At 40.0% G+C, this 16,880-nt stretch carries 20 protein-coding genes; 8 read left to right on the plus strand and 12 right to left on the minus strand.

From position 1 onward, the window contains the following. Position 1 precedes the first annotated feature (1 nt). The 6 genes from MN086_RS05365 to MN086_RS05390 form a co-directional block, all read right to left on the minus strand. On the minus strand, positions 2-742 hold the full coding sequence (locus MN086_RS05365) for a DUF4395 domain-containing protein (RefSeq protein ID WP_248577032.1): 741 nt from the start codon (positions 740-742) through the stop codon (positions 2-4). Positions 743-753: 11 nt separating this feature from the next. After that, positions 754-1,002 (minus strand): thioredoxin family protein, encoded by a 249-nt coding sequence (locus tag MN086_RS05370; protein ID WP_248577033.1) that lies wholly within the window; start codon positions 1,000-1,002, stop codon positions 754-756. 105 nt (positions 1,003-1,107) lie between these two features. Beyond that, on the minus strand, positions 1,108-2,052 hold the full coding sequence (locus tag MN086_RS05375) for a permease (RefSeq protein ID WP_248577034.1): 945 nt from the start codon (positions 2,050-2,052) through the stop codon (positions 1,108-1,110). After that, positions 2,053-2,457 (minus strand): arsenate reductase ArsC, encoded by a 405-nt coding sequence (locus MN086_RS05380; RefSeq protein ID WP_248577035.1) that lies wholly within the window; start codon positions 2,455-2,457, stop codon positions 2,053-2,055. After that, the gene (locus MN086_RS05385; protein WP_248577036.1) at positions 2,454-2,777 is read right to left on the minus strand and encodes a metalloregulator ArsR/SmtB family transcription factor; all 324 of its coding nucleotides are present in this window, start codon (positions 2,775-2,777) and stop codon (positions 2,454-2,456) included. Before MN086_RS05385 ends, MN086_RS05380 begins: the two co-directional genes overlap by 4 nt. Before the next feature lie 3 nt (positions 2,778-2,780). After that, positions 2,781-3,236, minus strand: a complete 456-nt coding sequence (locus MN086_RS05390) for an ArsI/CadI family heavy metal resistance metalloenzyme (RefSeq protein ID WP_248577037.1) — start codon at positions 3,234-3,236, stop codon at positions 2,781-2,783. A gap of 123 nt (positions 3,237-3,359) precedes the next feature. Here MN086_RS05390 and MN086_RS05395 point away from each other — a divergent pair, with 123 nt between their 5' ends. Both MN086_RS05395 and MN086_RS05400 read left to right on the plus strand, forming a co-directional pair. Then, positions 3,360-4,622: an arsenic transporter gene (locus MN086_RS05395; protein ID WP_248577038.1), complete on the plus strand. Its 1,263-nt coding sequence runs from the start codon at positions 3,360-3,362 to the stop codon at positions 4,620-4,622. 70 nt (positions 4,623-4,692) lie between these two features. Then, positions 4,693-5,145, plus strand: coding sequence for a rhodanese-like domain-containing protein (locus MN086_RS05400; protein ID WP_248577039.1), 453 nt, complete (start codon positions 4,693-4,695; stop codon positions 5,143-5,145). A gap of 73 nt (positions 5,146-5,218) precedes the next feature. On the opposite strand, the gene MN086_RS05405 is transcribed toward MN086_RS05400, so the two are convergent. The 3 genes from MN086_RS05405 to MN086_RS05415 form a co-directional block, all read right to left on the minus strand. Beyond that, positions 5,219-5,647, minus strand: a complete 429-nt coding sequence (locus MN086_RS05405) for a globin domain-containing protein (RefSeq protein ID WP_248577040.1) — start codon at positions 5,645-5,647, stop codon at positions 5,219-5,221. Between the two features lie 197 nt (positions 5,648-5,844). After that, on the minus strand, positions 5,845-6,591 hold the full coding sequence (locus tag MN086_RS05410; RefSeq protein WP_248577041.1) for a diguanylate cyclase domain-containing protein: 747 nt from the start codon (positions 6,589-6,591) through the stop codon (positions 5,845-5,847). Beyond that, positions 6,584-8,143: an EAL domain-containing protein gene (locus MN086_RS05415; protein ID WP_248577042.1), complete on the minus strand. Its 1,560-nt coding sequence runs from the start codon at positions 8,141-8,143 to the stop codon at positions 6,584-6,586. The genes MN086_RS05410 and MN086_RS05415 overlap by 8 nt, the downstream gene beginning before the upstream one ends. Positions 8,144-8,611: 468 nt before the next feature. Between MN086_RS05415 and MN086_RS05420 the strand changes: the two genes are divergently transcribed. Together MN086_RS05420 and MN086_RS05425 are read left to right on the plus strand one after the other, a co-directional pair. Further along, positions 8,612-10,033 carry a hypothetical protein gene (locus tag MN086_RS05420; RefSeq protein ID WP_248577043.1) on the plus strand — a complete coding sequence of 474 codons (1,422 nt, stop codon included), beginning with the start codon at positions 8,612-8,614 and terminating at the stop codon, positions 10,031-10,033. Further along, positions 10,034-11,053 carry a M14 family metallopeptidase gene (locus tag MN086_RS05425; RefSeq protein ID WP_248577044.1) on the plus strand — a complete coding sequence of 340 codons (1,020 nt, stop codon included), beginning with the start codon at positions 10,034-10,036 and terminating at the stop codon, positions 11,051-11,053. A gap of 9 nt (positions 11,054-11,062) precedes the next feature. Here MN086_RS05425 and MN086_RS05430 read toward each other — a convergent pair whose 3' ends face one another. Further along, a complete protein-coding gene (locus tag MN086_RS05430) occupies positions 11,063-11,770 on the minus strand; it encodes an ABC transporter permease (RefSeq protein ID WP_248577045.1) in 708 nt (235 codons plus the stop codon). Positions 11,771-12,181: 411 nt separating this feature from the next. Here MN086_RS05430 and MN086_RS05435 point away from each other — a divergent pair, with 411 nt between their 5' ends. Together MN086_RS05435 and MN086_RS05440 are read left to right on the plus strand one after the other, a co-directional pair. Continuing rightward, positions 12,182-13,000, plus strand: a complete 819-nt coding sequence (locus MN086_RS05435; protein WP_248577046.1) for an ABC transporter permease — start codon at positions 12,182-12,184, stop codon at positions 12,998-13,000. Further along, the gene (locus MN086_RS05440; RefSeq protein WP_248577047.1) at positions 12,997-13,788 is read left to right on the plus strand and encodes an ABC transporter ATP-binding protein; all 792 of its coding nucleotides are present in this window, start codon (positions 12,997-12,999) and stop codon (positions 13,786-13,788) included. Before MN086_RS05435 ends, MN086_RS05440 begins: the two co-directional genes overlap by 4 nt. A 38-nt stretch (positions 13,789-13,826) precedes the next feature. Here the strand turns inward: MN086_RS05440 and MN086_RS05445 are convergent, their stop codons facing one another. Both MN086_RS05445 and MN086_RS05450 read right to left on the minus strand, forming a co-directional pair. Further along, positions 13,827-14,546, minus strand: a complete 720-nt coding sequence (locus MN086_RS05445; protein ID WP_248577048.1) for an isoprenylcysteine carboxylmethyltransferase family protein — start codon at positions 14,544-14,546, stop codon at positions 13,827-13,829. A gap of 145 nt (positions 14,547-14,691) precedes the next feature. Beyond that, positions 14,692-15,525 carry a mechanosensitive ion channel family protein gene (locus tag MN086_RS05450; protein WP_248577049.1) on the minus strand — a complete coding sequence of 278 codons (834 nt, stop codon included), beginning with the start codon at positions 15,523-15,525 and terminating at the stop codon, positions 14,692-14,694. Positions 15,526-15,768: 243 nt separating this feature from the next. Between MN086_RS05450 and MN086_RS05455 the strand changes: the two genes are divergently transcribed. Together MN086_RS05455 and MN086_RS05460 are read left to right on the plus strand one after the other, a co-directional pair. Further along, positions 15,769-16,221, plus strand: a complete 453-nt coding sequence (locus tag MN086_RS05455) for a MarR family winged helix-turn-helix transcriptional regulator (RefSeq protein WP_248577050.1) — start codon at positions 15,769-15,771, stop codon at positions 16,219-16,221. A gap of 47 nt (positions 16,222-16,268) precedes the next feature. Beyond that, positions 16,269-16,838 (plus strand): YceI family protein, encoded by a 570-nt coding sequence (locus MN086_RS05460; protein WP_248577051.1) that lies wholly within the window; start codon positions 16,269-16,271, stop codon positions 16,836-16,838. The last annotated feature ends 42 nt before the right edge of the window (positions 16,839-16,880 follow it).

Here is a 16,880-nt window from a genome sequence, read left to right on the forward strand (position 1 = left end):
GTTAAAAATCCTCACCGTCACTAAAAAATGCTTCCTCTTCCGCTTTCTCTTTTGCTGCCTGTATCGCATCGAGTTCCTCTTGGGTCATCATAAGCACTTTCATTTTCTGAACAAAAATTGTCTTGTCAGGAAGTTTGGTAAAATATCCATACACACCATAGAGCATCACAACAAAAGTAGTGATAAGAATGATCTTCTGTGTGGGTGAAAATCTTTGGATCGGTTCTTTGATATTCATTTCACATACACCGCCGGGACAATATTTTGGATCTTTTCGCTTTACCCATTCAAAGATCTTACACCCTAGACAGATCGAAAAAGCCGCTTCAAAAAAGAGTAAGGCCATACAGAGCAAACAGACAAGTACTTTGAGCGGGTTTGGCTGAAAATCGATCACAAGATAGTAGAACATAGGCCACGCCAACACAAATCCAAGTATCCACGCAAAACGCTTTTGGGCAGCGCCCACATACTCAGGCTTTTGATTTTGGACAAAAAAACGTCCCAGGATCAGACTCGGTGCATATCTGGGTTGTATGATACGAATCGTAAAATCGATCGCAAAGAATGTCACAAAATATTTGGAAAAAATAGCCGTATGGAGCATGACACCATTGGTGAGTCCGAGAAAAGCTCCCACAAAGAGTATCGCTGCCGCTGCTCGTGCTTCCCTTTCGTTGAGCACCCTTACTTCGTACCCGGGTACACTCTCACCATAGGCAAAAAGATCTTTTACGTTCATTCTCTTCTTAACTAACATTTTCCACCACACTCATTGATTAATGCAACGACTTCATCTACGCTCAGTAATTTTCCTGTACTGACGACTTTACCGTCTATCACAAGTCCGGGAGTACTCACAACTTGATACTCCATGATCTTCATGATATCATCGACTTTTTCTATTTGGACAAACTTGCCGCTTTTGGCAACCGCTTCTTTGACAACCTTTTCCAAGGCAACACACTTGGCACATCCCGTACCTAATACTTCGATCTTCATCGTAAACACTCCTTCATCATAAAATTCAACGCTTTCGTCTTAAAACCACCAAACGATGTTTTGACACATTGGTTGGCATGATCTGCTTTAAACATAATTTCTCCTTCATAAAATAGCATTAAAAAGATACCCTATTGCGATGATACCGCTTCCGACTATAGCAAAGAATATTCCGATCAGTCTGAGTGAAATGATCTTTTTAAGTATCAGTGCTTCGGGCAAACTCAATGCCGTGACCGCCATCATGAAGCTAAGCGCCGTACCCAGAAGCATCCCTTTACTTGTGAGTACTTCTACCAAAGGCATCACACCTGCCGCATTGGAGTACATAGGGATACCCATGATCACAGCGATGATCACGGCAAAAGGATTCCCCTCACCCGTATAACGGGCGATAAAATCCGTCGGGATATATCCATGTATCCATGCCCCTACCCCTACACCGAGCAGAACATACAGATATATCTTCCTGAAAATATCCAGAGTATAGTCCCATGCTTCTTTCGCACGATCTTTAAATGTCAGTTTTACCAGTTCGGCTTCCAGTTCGGTATCCATGGGTTTAACATCCAACAATATCTCATTCTCGGCACCCATTTTTCCGATAATATACCCTCCGATAATAGCGACCATAAGACCAAAAGCGATATAGATCGATGTCACTTTCCATCCAAATAGTCCGAACAGCATGGCAATGGCGATCTCATTATTCATCGGTGCAGAGATAAGGTAGCTAAAGGTGACGCCAGCAGGGATCCTCGCCTGAATAAAACCTAAAAAAAGAGGGATTGCAGAGCAGGAGCAGAAAGGTGTGATGATACCGAACAAAGAGGCTCCCACATGTCCGTAGAGTGCCGACTTCCCTTGGAGGTGTGCTCTGACATACTCGGTATTGACCCAGGTTCTCAAAAAAGAGACGGCAAAGATGATAGTAAGCAGTAAGAACCATATCTTTATCGTATCATAGATAAAAAAATGGGTGGCATCAGCCAACTTCCCTTCCAGACCTACAAAACCGTAGATAAACTCTTTGGTGAGTTCGTACCACATTTAGCAAAGCTCATTTTTGATAATAGGAAGGAGTTCTTTTTCAATAAGATCGAGTGTTTTTTCATACTCCTCTACCGCTTTGCCACTCGGATCTTCAAAGCCTACATGTATCGTTTTCACTGCTTTGGGGAACATTGGACAGGTTTCATTGGCATGGTCACAAACGGTGACCACCAGGTCGAACGGTGTGTCAAGCACTGTTTCGATCACTTTTGAATGGTATTCCTCTCTCCAGTACCCTTTTGACTGCAGTAGTGCCTGTGCATGGGGATTGACTTTTCCACTTGCTTTGACACCCGAACTTTGTGCAGAAACACAATCGCCAAGTTTGGCATTTATCAAAGCTTCCGCCATGATGGATCGGCAACTGTTCCCGGTACATAAGATCAATACATTTTTTTTCATAGTTTACATCCTTGCGTTTGTGATATTTTCTTTAACTCCGGAAGATCCATATCCAAATAACGGATCTCTTCCAATGCTTCACTGCGAAAGCGGTCCAAGGGTTTTCGAATGGAGTAATAGGCCCAGGTCCCTTTACGATCCACACGTAAAAATCCTGCCTCTTTGAGGATTTTCAGGTGGCGGGACAGGCGGGACTGTATCATGTCGAATGATGCCTGCATGTCACATACACAGGTTTCCCCGTATTTATCAAGGAAACGCAGGATCATTACTCTGGTCTCATCATTAAGTGCAGCAACACTTTTTAAGAAAATTTCCATGATTTAACAGCTTTTATCTGTTGACCACTGTCTATTAGCACTAAAAGAGGGTTGGCAACATCCGGTCCCTCCGGTAAAGCTATCTCCTCCAAAAACCTCTACCTGCTCCATCGTATGGTAATTTTCCCAAATAATAGCATCAGGGTCCTGTACCCAGTACTTGTTGGATCTTGCATAACAGCATACAGCCTCTTTTTGTTTTTCACCTGCAACACCGGCCGCCTGGAGTCTATCTTCAAGCGCTTGTACTGCTTCGTCACTGTCAACCTGCAGACCTAAATGATTCAATCCCTTTTTATCCTTACCGGAAGATATTGCCATATTTACAGCTGGGTCATCTACCAGCCACTGCGCATAATCCTCTTTTAGTTTGGTTGGCTCCATACCAAAGAGTGCCGTATAAAACTTTATACTTTTTTCAAGATCCTCTACCGATATATGTATATGTAACCGCTTCATTCTGATCTCCATCTATTTTAAAATTAAAAGCATTGTAGCAGAACATCATCATTAAATCAAGATATCTTGATATATTTATTTAACTTTCGCTATGATTAGTAAATTTATTCATAGGGAGTTTATATGTTTCTGGCAATTTCGGTCTTTTTGATCACCCTCATATTTGTGATCTGGCAGCCAAAAGGTCTGCAGATAGGGACAACGGCAGTGATAGGTGCCATCATTGCACTGCTCGTTGGTGTGGTGAGCTATACAGATGTTTTTACGGTCATTGATATCGTATGGGATGCAACGTTAGCCTTTATAGGAATTATCATCCTATCCATGGTACTTGATCAGATAGGCTTCTTTGAATGGGCCGCGATAAAGATGGCAAAGCTCAGTAAAGGCAGCGGGAACAAGATGTTTGTTTATATACTGCTCCTGGGTGCTCTTGTCGCAGCCTTCTTTGCCAATGACGGTGCAGCGCTTATACTCACCCCTATCCTGCTTGCAAAGATGAAGTATTTGAAAATGAATCCGTTGGCGATATTTGCCTTTTTAATGGCAGGAGGGTTTATAGGCGACAGTGCCTCTAATCCGCTGGTTATCTCCAACCTTACCAATATCGTTACAGTCGGATATTTTGATATCGGTTTCATTGAATATGCAAAAAATATGTTTTTACCTAATCTTTTATCGATATTCGCTTCCATCGTGATATTGTGGATCTATTTCCGCAAAGATATACCTTTAAAAGTGGATGTCACGACACTGCCTGAAGCCGCTTCGGTCATTAAGAACCAAACGATGTTCAAACTCTCCTGGTTCTTTTTGGCCCTGTTGATGATCGGCTATTTTATCGGTGATCTTTATCACCTCCCGGTTTCTCTTTTTGCATTAGGCGGAGCACTGGTCTTTTTAGCTATTGCGACACATTATAAAGCAACAAAACCTATCATGACCATCAAAGCTGCACCATGGCAGGTAGTGTGGTTCAGTATCGGACTCTATGTCGTGGTTTACGGACTGAAGAATGCGGGTCTGACTGAAGTGATCGCTTCCTGGATCACAGATCTAAGTACACAGGGAACAGCTGTGGCAATCATTGGAACAGGGTTTTTATCAGCATTTATCAGCTCTGTAATGAATAATATGCCGACGATCATGATCATGGATATTGCTATTGACCATGTGGGATATGTCGAAAATGAAGCACTGGTCTATGCCAATATCTTAGGATCGAACCTGGGACCTAAAATGACCCCTATCGGTTCGCTTGCTACCCTGCTCTGGCTACATGTACTTGCACAAAAAGGTGTAAAGATAGGCTGGGGAGAGTATATGAAAGTAGGACTTGTCATTACACCTCCTGTCTTATTTATCGCACTTTTAGGGTTGTTATAGGTCAGTGCATATACCTTAGTCTATAGGGATTCATGATACTATAGCTCAAAGACTGATAAAGGAGTCAAAGATGAAAAAGACATTTTTATTACTGCTAGTGGGTTATACCACCCTCTTTGCAGAGACACAGGCACTTCATTACGACGACTACTTAAGTACCTTTACCTATGAAGAGCGGAAAGAGATGAAGATCAACAGTGTAGAGCTTAGCGTCATGCTTGAAGAAGACACTGCACAACTCGTAGATATACGATTTAAAGAAGAGTATGAGGCGTGGCATATGCCGGCTTCCATAAACATTCCTCTCAATGAACTTCCAAAGCGTTTAAATGAACTTGACAAATCCAAACTGATCGTTACGGCATGTCCCCATAAAGACAGAGCCATTATGGCGCGTACATTCTTAAAGCTCAAGGGTTACAACACACGATATCTTGTGGATGGGCTCCTAGGTCTTGCAGAATTTTTAAGAGGTGATAATGCACGAGAATTCATTCAAGAGTATCACAAAATAATGAAATAGCACTCTGTTACTGATTCTCAGCATTCAAAATCATTTTTTCCAATTGATCGTCACGGATCAAACGATTCATGCACTATGCCATTGTATAAAGATCATTTTCTCTCGAGATAAGTATATTTCCCAGGAAGAAGTACGCCTCTTTCCAGGCTTCGATGATATCATCACTAGCTACAGGGCCAAGTACATCTTTGATCGCCTGTAACAGGGATTCACCTACCATTGGGTAATGTTCTGGCTTCACATTTATTTTTACATGTCTTTTTGCCATACTGTCTACCGTACTGCTCAGCACATGCAGTTTATCGATATTGGCCGAGTAAGCAATAATGACCCCGGCAAGCTTTTTGTTCTGCTCTTCAGGTGCTTCACTGAAAAGTGCTCGTGTCTGGGGATAGTTGGTAAAGAGATTTTCATACATCCTTGTGGCAATAGCTTCACCGTACTCTACCAATAAAGGTGCGGTACCTTTGCATATTTCTATTGTTTTTTTTGAGAGTGCCATTCTTTTTTCCTTTATACTATATATTAAATATATATTATTGTATTAATATTTTTAATATAATATATACACATTATTGTGTAATAATTAATCACTAAAAACGAAAGGGTACATAATGAACAATAAGGATTGAAGAGTATCAGACGTAATTCTTAGTTATATAGATTGCATGAAAATATCAGGTAAACATCACATTAGGATTACAAACTGTTTTCAAATAGCTTCTCATCCAACTGACCCAGTACTGATGAAAATGATTCATTTTCCATATACTGCATGACTGCGGTATTGAATGTCAGGCTAAATACCCTGCTATGGTGTTTGAAGTCGTAGTTTGACATCTCATTTTGCATATTGCTGATATATTTCTCTACTTCATCTTCATTCAACTCATGCATAAAGATGAGAAAGTTGTCTGCCGAATAACGAACGATCTCATAATGACAATGTTTCTGATTTAGATAACCGATCATATAGTCACTTACCTGTTTTAAGAGTCTATTGCCTATATTCGTATCATACTCACTGATGATCCTGTCATAATCGGATATCTTGATACTTACCAAAAATCCATGATCATTGAAGGCTTCATTGTTATTGAGCTTCTCTTTAAATATCCATAATCGATTTTTGCTCTTCGAAATGTCATCTGAAAAGAGTTGTGTACGTAAGGTATCCATCGCAGATCTCAATACGTTCATCTCCTTCACATAATCTCTTTCCGTCTCAAACAAATGATGTTCCATTTTTTTCAGTGACTGCATAGTGTTCATGATCTCATCGTCACCTGCTACAACACTGTGCGTACTTTTTTCTTGCTGTTGATCATCTGCTTTTTTCATCTCTTCCATAAAGATCTCAAGATACGTAGAAGGAAGGATAACCTCATGCTTTAGGAGCCGGAGCTTTGTTTTTTCCGTTATTTGTACCAGTTTGTCATTATGCAATGTTCTCTCCTTTCGAGCCGAATGTTGCAGTCACACTCTCCCAATGCTCAGGTTTATGCAAATGATAGCCTTGCAGATAATCTACACCGATACTTTTTGCCAGTCTCATAATTGATTCATCACTAATATATTCAGCAATGGTTTTGATCCCGAGATCATGGCAGATCTTCACCATATTCTCCAGGATGACCCTGTATTTTTCATCATCTATTTTCGATACGAGTGAACCATCTAGTTTGACATAATCGATATCAAGATTCACGATATTGTCAAAATTTGAAAATCCACTACCAAAATCATCTATAGCGATAAGTACCCCTTGTTTTTTAAGTGCAAAGATAAATTCATTGACCTGTTCGAGATCTTCGATCTGTTCACTCTCTACGATTTCAACTGTTAAACGACCCCCAATTTTCATCTTTTTGATTTGATGCATCAAGGTATGACAGAGTTCAGAGTTATTGATATCCAGATAAGAGAGGTTCAAGGTCATAGCAACATCATGTTCATCCATTACATGAAACACTTTTTCTATCATTTGAGACATCAACTGTGTATATAAACGGTACTCTTTTGATTTTTCCATGAATGCTGCCGGTGATAATATATGCCCATCACTGTCCATCAGTCTCATAAGACTTTCATATTTACAGGGAACACTGTTATCTCCGGCATCAAATATCCCTTGAAAATATGGTGTAACGGTTTCTTGTTTGATATTATGAATCAGTGTCTCATAGACTTTATTGACAATATGTCCGTTCTTTTGGATCGAATAACTGTCATAAAAGATATAGCCCTTGCGTGATTTTTTTGCTTCCTGCAATGCTTTTTCCGCATAGAGTAAACTGACAGAACTGTCTGCCTTTGTCGCACCAAATGTCGTATTGAGATGAATATGGCTCTCATCAGAAATAATGAACTTATGCTTTGCAATGTTTTCGGACAGCTGTTTAACCACAAATTCAAGCAAACGATGGTTTAGATCATGTTTTATGAATAAACAGAGTTTATCTGCATAGACATGATAGAGTTCATAGGAAAATAGTTCGACACCCTGTTTTCTAAATACCCCTTTCGTCTCCATCTCTTGCAGCGTATCTTCTATCATCGTTTTCATTTCGCTGACAATATGTGTACCAGTTTCATAGCCATAGAGGATATTGATATCATCAAATGCAACGATATCGATCAGTGATACGATAGCAATATCATTGTACATAGAGATCTTTTTTTGGTGATCCTGCATTGTACCTCTCAAAGATGTAACAGAAAATTGCTTCTTTTTATTTTCTTCGGACAATATTTTTTTATCTGGTTGAGGAAGAGTTGCACCCATATTCGTTCCTTTTTTGTCTAAGTCAACTTGATGTTTAATTTCCATCAGTTTAAGTAATGCCTCATCTCTTGTCTGGGCATCTACTCTTTTCTTGATCGGTTTGCCATCAGCATCTCTGTAGGTCACGTAGTAACCTGTGACCTTACCATCAGACTTACGGTAGAGTTCACTGACACCTTTATAGTGCTTGTCAGTGATAGTTCTGATTGGCATCTTTCCCTCCGATCTCTATTAAACTTTTTTCTCAGAGATATTTACAAACTGAAAATATCTGAACCATAATTTATATATTGTACACAAAAGTTACTACATGTGTCAAGTCAATGTAGTAACTTTTATATTAATACATATAAGTCTATTTTAGGTCTATATTGAACAATAACAAGATAAGAATATATATTTAAGACCAAACTATTTAAAAAAGTTACTACAAAAGAAAACACATACATATTAATAAATATATGAAGTGCTCTTATCGATTAGGGTTGATTTTAGTAGAAACATCTACTTTGAAAATAGTAGTAATATTTTGATTTTATTTGTAGTAAAAAATAGGATCATATGAGAAGAAACTATTTTTTATCTCCCCTGCTCCATATTTATATGAGGCAAAAAGAGCTGCTGTATGCTATTGAGTTTTTCTGTTATACTTATATAAGATAATCTAAAATAAGGTAGACAATGGGCAGTGAGATAAGTCACAGAGAGTTTACAGAAAAAGACTTTATAGCCTTTCAAAAAGCATTAGATGCTGAATTTGAATATGTGAAAAGACTCTTTGAAAAAGGTTGCAAAGTTTTTTCAAATGATTACCACATAGGGTATGAGCTTGAAGTGTGTATACTTACCCGTGACAATCAACCCAATCCGATCAATAAAAAAATACTTGAAGAAATAGACTCCCCTCTTTTCACTAATGAACTTGCTAAATACGATTTGGAGATCAACGGACATGTTTTTGCGCTTGATGCCAGGGCACCTCATGCACTACATGATGATCTCCGATTACTTTGGGAAAAGACCCAAAATAGTGCGAATAAGTTTGATGCAAAAATCGGACTTTTTGGGGTACTTCCCAGTCTGAGACTTGAGCATTTCAACAAGGAGTTGTACCAGTCTGATATGCATCGATATACCCTGGTATCCCAGCGTATCAAAGAGTTAAGACATGAAAGTGTCAAAGTGATGTTTCATGGTGAGGATGAAGTCTCTTTACAAAAAGATGATGTCATGTTTGAGGCACTGGGAACATCTCTGCAGATCCACCTCCAGGTTCCTTTTGATCAAGCCGTCGAATATTATCATGCAGCACTGCTTGCCTCTGTGATACTGGTCGGGTTCGGAGCAAATTCTCCTTTGGTTCTGGGGAAAAGAGCCTGGCATGAATCCCGTATCACTATCTTTGAACAATCCGTTGATACAAGAGACAAACAGCGAAGAGAGCACGGGGAAGAGAGAAGAGTGCATTTTGCCCATGGATACATAGACTCCTGGCTGGACCTTTTTGAACAGAACAAGATGTTTAAAATCATTTTTGCAGATGTACGGAAGCAGCCTGAAAGTGATCTGCATCACTTCAATCTTCACAATGGTACGATCTGGAGGTGGATTCGTCCTATTTTAGGGATGGACAAAGATGGAAAACATACACTCAGACTTGAACTTCGCGTACTTCCATCCGGACCGACACTGATAGATACAGAAGTCAATCTATGGTTTTTCATCGGTCTCATCCATGGCCTGATAGAGTCAAAGATCGACCTTCAAAAACTACCTTTTGAAACACTCAAAGATGATTTCTACTCTGTAGCAAAAAGAGGATTAGAAACAGAATTTCATGAACCTGTAGATGCTCAAAGAGTCTCTTTGAAGGAGTGGATCTTGAATGAGGGAATTGCAATGACCAAAATGGGTCTTGACGCTTTGGGCATAGATCACACAGACAGCTATCTCAATACCGTCAAAGAGAGAACTGTAAGTGGACAAAATGGTGCTGCCTGGCAGCTTGAACATTATAAAAAATACAACAGCATTCCAAAACTGATGGAGGATTATATGAAAAATGCTGAACAGAACATCCCCGTACATATGTGGAGTCTCTAGATGAACCGTTTAAACATTGTCAATGATCTTCCTGATGCATTTTTAGATATTTCCTATCGGGATATTAAAAAAGTCTTCGACAGACCTACACTTGTACATCTCGAAGGTCATAAAGGCCCTGCACTCTTTATATCCATTATGCTTCATGGAAATGAGTACAGCGGCTTACTAATAATGCAGGAGATACTCAAAAAGTACAAGAATGCCCGGGGATATGCACTTCCAAGATCTATCTGGCTTTTTGTGGGTAATGTAGAAGCGGCATCACAGGGACTTCGAAGACTGGATAATGAACTGGACTTTAACCGTGCATGGCCTGGAACAACTCAACCCAATGCACCTACAGTAAAACTAATTGCACAAGTGATGCAGAAGATCACAGAAGATGAACTCTTCGCGGCCATTGACCTGCACAATAACACAGGGAAAAATCCACCGTATGGCTGTATCTCTGTAGTCAATGAGAAGAATAAATACCTAAGCAGTTTCTTTCACCATCTTGCCATGGTGTTTCATACGCCTAAAGGGGTTTCAACCATGGCCTTTGATGAGATCTGTCCTGCCATTACACTCGAGTGTTCTACTCCCGGTAACCCGCTTGGCATAGAGAAAGCCGTGGCCCTGATCGATGATCTGATGCATATGGACCATTTCCCCGATAAGCCTCTTCCTTCCCATGACCTGCAACTGGTACAGAACAGTGCGGTACTGAAGATAGCCCAAGGTGTAAACTTCGGATTTGAGGATGAGGAAGAACATTTTGACCTTACACTGGTAGCAAACTTTGATCGTCATAACTTCACGCAACTTAAAGTCTCAGAGGTCTTTGCCCATACCACCCTGGCCAGACCCCTTATCGTTACAGCAGAAGATGGTAGGGACCTAACAGATGAGTTGATATCCAATAAAAACGGTGCGATCTCTCTTAAAAAGCCCCTGATGCCAGCGATGATCACCCTAGATAAAAAGATCATTATGCAAGATTGCCTCTGTTATCTCCTGGAGGAGTATGAGTATTAATGCTACATATTACATATATCTTTTTTTCAAAAGCATCAAATAGATCGCTACAGATATACCTGCAGAACCTAAGATCATCAGCATGACCATGATCTGATACCGTACGGCTATCAAGGGGTCGATCCCTGAAAGGATCTGCCCTGTCATCATTCCAGGCAAAGATACAAGACCCACGGCAAAAAGCATATTGATCCTGGGAATAAGCGCTGCCCTATATGATATGACACGGGCACTGCTGTAAACATTTCCCCTGTTGATCTCGCTTTCCAATCTTTCAGCAGCAATACTGACAGCATTCATCGCATTGGCGAAGATCATACCTGCAAGAGGGATGATATATCTGGGTTCGTACCAGGATTCAAGACGAAGTACACCCAATACTACCATGATCAATGTAAAAACACTACCGATAGATATAGAGATAAAAGCGTAAAGATAGAATTCATTTTGTCGTTTTTCAACAGGCCTCATAGAGATAATGCTCGCCGCAACAAGCATCACAGAAAGAATGAGGAGTACAAGATAGGGAGAATCCACATTAAAAATATATGTTAACACATACCCTATCAGTATTAATTGTATCAACATCCTGAACAGTGCATAAAAAAGTGTCACCTTGTCCTGGGTCCAACGTATATAGATGACGATCACCATAGCAACGGGGATCATCACCCACAAAAGATTTAAAAGTGAGATATTGTATATGGATGTATTCATGCATTTATTATAACAAATTCATCTAACGCCTTGAGATCCACACTCATAAGCAATCTATTCTTGTCAAAATGATGTATACTGCATCATTTCAATCATTTCTGATTAAAATTTAATCAGTAGACTATACATAAATAACTCCATTGTTGTTATACTTAAAACACAAATATTGGAAAGTAATTTAAGAGGTATAGATACAAGGTATGATGCTTTGTATTTACAAGTGCCTGAAGTGAATTAAAACCTCCTTTTTGAATACGATGTAATCTCTCCTTATCTCACTTCAGGTACCTGTAAATACAAAAATCTCAGCTCTTAAAAAACTCCATCTCTGATAGGTATAGCCCCACATAGAGGATATAACTGTGTCAAAAAAACAAAAGCTTTTTAAGCCTGCACATTGAAGGAGGAAAGATGAAATATGAACGTATGAAACAGATCATATTCCCACTGTTCGTTTTGATTGCCATATTAGGTATATGGAGCGGCATTGCAAGTATGGTGGACGAGTTCCCAACCTCGGCCGATACCTATGTAGCAGCTTTTGGTGGAGAAGATGCTGAAGGAGATAAAGTTGATGGTATTTTCGCTGAACCTTTTTATATAGACGATGAAGAGGATAAAGGGATCTTTTGGCATCTATTGGAATCGCTTAAAAGCGTTTTTGGAGGATTTGCACTTTCACTGATCATAGGGATCCCGTTGGGAATACATATAGGTATGAGCAAAAACCTGCAATATGCCTTTGATCCTTTTATCCAGATCATTAAGCCTATATCACCATTTGCATGGTTGCCCCTCTTATTTTTTATCTTCAAAGATATTAAAATGACAGTGATCTCAACGATTTTCCTTACCTCTGTCTGGCCGATCATGATCAAGACAGTCTCAGGTGTACATAGTGTCAGTGAAGATTATATGAATGTGGCCAAAATTTTAAGATTTACCGCACTTGAAAAAGTAGTGCAGATCATACTCCCCGTTGCGGTACCGTACATTTTTTCCGGTATGAGACTCTCACTGGGACTTTCCTGGATCGTGATCATTGGTGCTGAGATGTTAACCGGGGGTATCGGTATTGGAGTTTGGATATGGGATGCATACGATAACCTTGAGTATGCCCATGTCATCATAGGTATGATCCTGGTTGGTTTGATCGGGTTTACTTTAGATCTAATGATGAGAAGGATCGCCGATTTCTTTGATTATACAAAAAAAGGTAGAGCATCATGAGTGAATTTCTAAGTTTGAAAAATATTGAAAAAAGGTTCCCAGGTCCTGGAAAAGAAGCATATATTGCACTGACTGATGTGAATTTGGAAATTAAAAAAAATGAGATCATTTCTATCATCGGACACAAAGGGTGTGGCAAATCAACGCTGCTGAATATCATCTTGGGACTTGAAAAACAGACCAAAGGTGATATTACGCTCAATGGAGATGCGGTCACCCAACCGGGACCGGACAGAGCAGTCGTGTTTCAGCATGGCTCTTTGCTACCATGGTTGAGCATATATGAGAACATAGAGATGGCTATTAGAAAAATAATGCCTGAACTGGATGCAGCTGCCTTGCGTGAACGTGTAGAAGAGTTCGTATCCATAGTAAACTTGGAAGCAGCCAAAGACAAACTTCCCTGTGATATCTCCGGGGGTATGAAACAGCGTGCAGATATCGCAAGAGCCCTTTCCATCAAACCGGAGGTTTTACTGATGGATGAACCTTTTGCATCGATAGACTCTTTAACAAGAACTACACTGCAAGAGCTTTTAATGCATATACAGCAAAGTGTTAAGACGACAATGATCATTATGACGCATGACATAGATGAAGCCGTACTTCTCAGTGATAGAGTGGTCATGATGACCAATGGGCCTGAAGCAACCATCGGTGAGATACTTGAAGTCAATCTGGAGCGTCCGAGAAACAGAGTGGAACTTCAACATGATCCTGAGTATATCAGATGCAGGGAAGCCATTGTAGCTTTCTTTTATGAAAAATTTGCCAAAGAGGATGAATAAGCTCATACGCTTAACTTCAGAGCATCAAGCGAGTCTCATCAGTAGATCCATGGTATCAGACGATAGCGTACGCGCTGTGCATAATCCCGATACCCCTGCAGCTCCTCATGAAGGGTTTTGTCTTCCAATGCGGTTCTCAATACTGCTATGGCCAACGCCGCCAATGCAGGAATAAGGGTCCACATTGAGTTTAAGGCCATGATGATACCTGGAAGTGCCAGGAGGTTCCCGGCATAGCCCGGGTGCCGTACGATCCGGTAAGGACCACTATCGCAGACCGAATGTCCCCGGTCCGTTTGGATATGAACCGTACTGGAGAAAAAACGGTTCTCTATTAACGCCCATGTAGCAAATGCGTACCCAAGTGCGACGAGTACGAGACCAAAAGTGTGAATCGATGTCGAAAACAGAGGTGTCCACCCATAGCGGTGATCAAGTCCTGCGACGATTACAAGGGGGAATGTGAGACTTATCGCCATCAATGGAGAAAGCACTTTATCCCATGGTTTCGCATTCATAGTCTTCTCCGAGTCAGCCCGTTCTACCAAAATTCCCGGATGCCGCTTTTCTGCCAAGAAGCGACCGCCTGTACCGGCTACAAATAACAGCACGCCAAAGATCCAGGCCTGCCACCAGCTGGGATCTCCTCCGCATACCAGGAGAATCAGTGGGATGAAGAGATGTATGAAGACCAGAGCAAACCACAGACGGGGGCTTGGTGCACGATCTATGTTTGGATCATCGGTTTTCGATGTCATTTTTTACTCCAAAATAAGCTGAGATGGCTTATGATACACATGTGATGTCTAACGATGTATTAGAGGTACAAAATATCCTCTATTTAAAACCTTATAAACACTAATAACTTTATAAGGTTTGATTGTTAAATGATTAAGCTATGATCTAAGCTTTTGCCGCTTGTGTGTGAACATCCATTTGAGGGTAAGGGATAGAGATACCTTTTTCATCAAACGTAAGTTTTACTTTTTCAATGGTATCAAAATGTACACCCCAGTAATCTGCAGCTTTGACCCATACACGTACCGTAAAGTTCACAGAACTGTCTCCGAGTTCACCCACACCTATGAAACTTGCGCGATCCTTCAATATTCGTGCATCCGCATCGATGATCTCCTGGAGGGTGGCCTTTGCCAGTTTAAGATCATCATCATACCCTATTCCAAATACAAAATCGACACGGCGTTCTTCTTTTTTAGAGAAATTCGTAATATTCCCCGAAGCAACGGCACTGTTCGGAATTAAAATGACTTTATTGTCCGGCGTTAACAGTGTGGTATTGAACAGTGTGATAGCTTCCACTGTACCACTCTCCCCTGCTACATTCACGAAGTTCCCTACTTCAAATGGACGGAAAAGTATCAAGATCACACCCGCACCGATATTCCCAAATGTCCCCTGAAGTGCCAAACCTATAGCCAAACCGGCAGCACCAAGTATCGCTATAAAAGAGGTCGTGTCAACACCTAAATTATTGATCGCGGCCAAAACCACTACGACCATTAGAAGTATATCGATGACACTTGCTATAAATGCACTGAGTGTTGTATCGATCTCGCCGCGTTCCATCAGTTTTTTAATAAAGGCAGAAAGTTTATTTGCCACCCATTTACCAATGACAAAAATAGCGATAGCACCGATCACCTTTATGCCATATTCAGTACCATACTCTATTGCCATATCTACATATTTATTGACCCCTGTATTTGTTACTTCCATTGTATCCCTTTCTTTTTTGTTCTACTTGTCGCGTTATATAATAAACATATTTATTATAGTATGATATATTTTAGAAGCTCTTAATTAATATAGCGGAGCGTGGGCATCTTTTACTATATATGACATCCCTATCCCATAGGAACAAAGCCTGTGAGTTTCACCAAGATCTTTTTTTAGTTTTTTTATTCAAAGGTATTGACATTATTACTAATTAGTACTATAATGTGCATGAAGGAGATGTCAATGAAAATAAAGACACTTAAAAGTTACGGTTCTCATGCAGATAAAGCTATGGCAACATGGATACAGCTTTTCAGATCGTTCAATAAGATCAGAGCCAAAGAGTCACATTATATTCATACATTTGATCTAACGATGAACCAGTTTCAAGTTCTGGAAGTTTTATATCACAGAGGTGATCTAAGTATAGGTGCTATCACTACACTCACTATGGGCACACCCGGAAATATCACTGTGGTCATAAAAAATCTAAAACGAGACGGTTTCATTACTTCAATTCCTGATCAAAAAGATAAACGGTCTTCGATCATTTCAATCACCCAAAAGGGAAGAGAAATCATCGAACAGTTGTTTCCAGATCATGCAAAAAACTTTGAAAGTTATTTTGAAGTATTAAATGATGATGAGATGGAAACTTTATTTAATTTATTAAGAAAGTTACAGAAATCACAGTAACTTTTTTTTAATTAAATACTACTAATTAGTAATATACAGGATAAAAAATGAAATTAACCACAATCGCATTAGCTTCTATAATAAGTGTAGGAACCCTCTTTGCAGGCACATACAATGTAGACCTTGATCATTCAAATGTTGCCTTTAAAGTGAGACATATGATGATATCCAATGTGACAGGACAGTTTAACAAATTCAGTGGTACATTTGAGTATGATGATCACTCAAAAACCTTAAGAGCGTTGAACGGAGAAGTGGATGTAAGCTCCATCGATACCGACAATGTCAAAAGGGATGACCATCTCAAAAGTGTAGATTTCTTTGATGTTGCCAAATATCCGTCCATGCAGTTAACCCTTGAGAAGATAGAGGGTGATACCGCTACCATGAAACTTACTATGCATGGCGTGACCAAAGAGGTGAAGATGGTGTTGGAAACCAGCGGTGTGGTGATCAAAGATCCATGGGGCAACAGTAGAACAGGTCTGTCACTCTCAGGAAAGATCAACAGAAAGGATTTTGGCCTGAATTGGAATCAACTGATAGAAACCGGTGGTGTCGCTGTTGGGGAAACCATTAAAATAAGCCTTGAGATAGAAGGTATTTTAACAAAATAACAGATGAGAAGCACATGACAAGAAAAGGTTTTCTAAAGCTGC

It is taken from the genome of Sulfurovum sp. XGS-02 (assembly GCF_023213175.1).
Lineage (GTDB): Bacteria > Campylobacterota > Campylobacteria > Campylobacterales > Sulfurovaceae > Sulfurovum.